Source organism: Allosediminivita pacifica, from assembly GCF_003054175.1.
Taxonomy (GTDB): Bacteria; Pseudomonadota; Alphaproteobacteria; order Rhodobacterales; family Rhodobacteraceae; genus Allosediminivita; species Allosediminivita pacifica.
This window is the reverse complement of sequence record NZ_QBKN01000070.1, coordinates 1-3783: the sequence shown is the minus strand read 5'-3', so window position 1 is coordinate 3783 and position 3783 is coordinate 1. Positions and strand designations below refer to the sequence as shown.

2 protein-coding genes are annotated in these 3783 nt (G+C 60.5%); one reads left to right on the top strand and one right to left on the bottom strand.

What is annotated here, in order from left to right; translation table 11 throughout:
- A partial coding sequence (locus C8N44_RS23710; protein ID WP_210204223.1) for a hypothetical protein occupies positions 1-251 on the bottom strand: 251 nt, incomplete at its 3' end.
- Between C8N44_RS23710 and C8N44_RS22810 the strand changes: the two genes are divergently transcribed.
- Positions 250-3357: a DUF3427 domain-containing protein gene (locus tag C8N44_RS22810; RefSeq protein ID WP_107978977.1), complete on the top strand. Its 3108-nt coding sequence runs from the start codon at positions 250-252 to the stop codon at positions 3355-3357. The genes C8N44_RS23710 and C8N44_RS22810 overlap by 2 nt on opposite strands.
- Positions 3358-3783: the final 426 nt, after the last annotated feature.

The window sequence follows — 3783 nt, the reverse complement described above, 5'->3', positions numbered from 1 at the left end:
TGGTAATCTTTGACATGACCGCCTCCCATTAAGGATTGTTGCGATCCCACCTTGGCACAGCGATGCCGTCGGGGGGCGGTTACAGCATCAAAGCCATGCCCCGCACTGCGGCAGGTTGAATTCTGGCGGACCAATGACCGCCATCCCGATAGAAAAGAAGATATTTGGCTCAATGCCTTGTTGAGAAAATCCTGACGCGTGCCCGCTGAAAATTCCGCCACCACCCAATGTCCGTATTGCGCCCCGATCATGGATACCGTGATCGAGTGTGACGCCCAGGTTATCCTGATCCGGAACGGCGCAGGCCTTGTTCTTGCCCCGCGCCGGCACGTGAAGCGCTGGCGTGACCTGACCGAGGCGGAGCAGATCGCTCTCATGGCGCGCGTGACCCCGGCACAAAAGCTCTTGGAAGCGGATGAGGGCCAGGCCCCGGTCGCCCTCATCGAGTCTGAGCCGCATTTCCATCTTCGCCTGGAAGCGCCCGCCACCGCAATCGGACCCATACCCGGCGCGCCACATGACAGCCCGCTCATTTCCGGGGGCGATGATGCCCTCCATGCTCATCTGCGCCCCCTGATCGACCAGGCGCACTCCATCGATCTGGCCGTTTCGTTTCTCATGACGTCGGGTGCTCGGTTGGTCATGCCGCATCTGCGCGACCTGCTGGAGCGTGGCGGACGGCTGCGGTTGCTGACCGGCGATTATCTGGATGTCACGGAGCCGGTTGCTCTGCGCTTGATGCAGGATCTGGAACACGACCGGCAGCTCTACATTTTTCAGGCAGACCGCATTCCGTTTCACCCCAAGGCCTGGATGTTTTCCTTCGCGGACGGCGCAGGAGCTCTGATTGTTGGTTCTTCGAACCTATCTCGGTCCGCGCTGACCGAAGGTGTCGAATGGAACCTGCGCCATTTCGACCGATCCGACGCCCTGCCTCTGACAAATGCCCGCACAGCCTTCGAAAACCTCCTGGCTCGGCCAGAGGTAATAGATCTCACGCCAGATTGGATCGATAGCTATGAGACCCGCCGGATCGCGCCATTGCCAAAGCAATCCGGCGTTCCGGCAGAAACACCCGAAGACGCGCCCAAGCCACATGCCACACAGCAAGAGGCTCTCCACGCGCTCGCCGCGACACGGGCCAAGGGCTATCGCGCCGGTTTGGTCGTTCTTGCAACCGGCCTCGGCAAAACCTTCCTTGCCGCATTCGATAGTCAGCCTGCGGCGCGCGTCCTGTTCGTCGCCCATCGCGAAGAAATCCTGACCCAAGCCATGGCTGCCTTTCGCGCCATCCGCCCCAAGGCGCGGCTGGGGCGTTTCGGCGGTGGCGAGAAAGATTTCAATGCCGACGTTCTCTTCGCCTCGATCCAAACGCTTTCGCGTGCGCAGCACCTGAACCGCTTTGCGCCGGATGCTTTCGACTACATCGTCGTGGATGAATTCCACCACGCCGCTGCTACGACATACCGCCGGATCATCGATCACTTCACCCCGCAATTCCTCCTCGGCCTGACGGCGACACCGGACCGCAGCGATGGCGGCGATCTTCTGGGCCTGTGCGAGGAAAACCTCGTTTACGAATGTGATCTCTGGTCCGGTATCGACCGCGAATTGCTGTCCCCATTCAAGTATTTCGGCGTGCCCGACCCCGTGGAATATGCGCAGATCCCATGGCGTAGCGGCAAGTTCGATGAGGCCGCCCTGACCGAAGCCGTGGCGACGCAAGCACGGGCTGAAAACGCGTTGGATCAACTGGCGCGGCGCGGCGGCAAAAAGGCGATCGGTTTCTGCGTCTCGCGCCGCCACGCAGATTTCATGGCTGAATTCTCTTTGGCGCGTGGCTTGCGCGCTGTGGCCGTCCATTCCGGCGAGACATCGGCTCCACGCGCCAGCGCGTTGAAAGCGCTCGAGAACGGAGACCTCGAAATCGTCTACGCGGTCGACATGTTCAATGAAGGCGTCGATGTTCCCTCGATCGACACCGTGCTGATGCTGCGTCCGACCGAAAGCCCGGTGATCTGGTTGCAGCAACTTGGGCGCGGCCTGCGGCGATCAGCCGAGAAAACGCATCTGGCGGTGATCGACTATATCGGCAACCACCGCATCTTCCTGACCAAAGCCAGAACGCTGTTGCGCACCGGCGCAGGAGAAGGCGCACTACGGATCGCTCTGGAAAAACTGGAACGCCATGAGATCAGCTTTCCGGCGGGTTGCGAAGTTACCTATGAGCTCGAAGCCCTCGACATCCTCAAATCACTGATCCGCCAACCGCGCGACGGTAAAGAACTGACTGCCTTCTACCGCGATTTCCGCGACCGACACGGGGTTCGGCCAACTGCCTCGGAGGTTCAGCACGCAGGCTTCAATCCTGGTCGAACCGGCCACGCTGGTTGGCTTGGCTTCGTCAACGATATGGGCGATCTGACGGGTGATATGCATGCCGCTTGGACCGGCCACAAAGGCCTGCTGGACGAGCTTGAGACCACGCGAATGACGCGCAGCTACAAGATGTTGGCCCTGCGCGGAATGATCGAGGCTGGCGCGTTACCGGGCCGCATTGCCGTTGCAGATCTCGCCGAACGTGTCAGTCGTCTTGCCCGGCGCAACCCCGAAATCAAATCGGATTTAAGCGTCGACCCCGATGACACCGCAGCGATCCGAAGTTTGCTCACCAAGTTCCCGCTCAAGCTGCTTGGCGAAACCGAATGGTTCCGCCTTGGCCCTGGCACCTTCGAGACGACAATCGGCGAAAGCCATGATGCTCAGTTGTCAGCACTGGCGTCGGAACTGGTCGACTGGCGTCTACTTCGGCATTTTCAGACCAAGAGCGTCATCTACGACCAACCAAACGCGTCCGGTTTGGCCGAAGCGGCCGAAGCCCCCGGCAGCCGCCCCACACCGCCCGCATTGGGGCCAAAAATCTGGGAAGAATACTCCCGCGAGAGCATCCCGCCTCTATTCGGCGCTGTGTTCAACACGGGTTCTTGGAACTCCGGAATCGTAGTGATCAAGGACGTCAAAGCCATGATCCTACTCGTCACCATGGACAAGAGCACCATGTCGGTTGGCGATCACTACGCAGACGAATTCGCCAGCCCAACCCGCTTTGTCTGGCAAACCCAGACCAGCACCCGCCGGGCCAGCAGCCGCGGCAAGATCATATCCGGAGAAGAGCCCGGCTGGACGATCCACCTGTTCGTTCGAAAATCCAAACTCCGAGACGGACGCGCCGCGCCGTTCCGCTACGCAGGTCCCGTTCGTTTTGCCGGCTGGGACGGAGAAGCACCGATCACGGTTCAATGGGATCTGAATGAACCTGTACCGGAAGCCCTGAGACAGCTGTTTGGGCTTGAGTGACAATTATGCTTTGGCTACTTGCGGCACGGAGGGCGGACATCTTCCGTTCGCTGCGCTTGTCACGAACGACAGCAGTGCGCAGGTTGCGACCAAACGCGACGGCGGCATGACACGCGGCCACCCCGCGAAAACAGCGGCCGGTCAGCACGCCGCCCATGATCGACAAGACGGCATAGGTCGTCATCGGTGTGCCCTCCGTTCGGTTCCGATGGAACCATCATGCCATGTGAGATGCCGACGGTGGGGGCATCCACCGCATCAGTTCAAAGCGTGTGGACGGGACACTCATGACCGGAGACCATCATCCTCTGTGCCCCTCTCCCCGTACGGGGGCTTTGATGCTGTAACCGCCCCCCGACGGCATCGCTGTGCCAAGGTGGGATCGCAACAATCCTTAATGGGAGGCGGTCATGTCAAAGATTACCA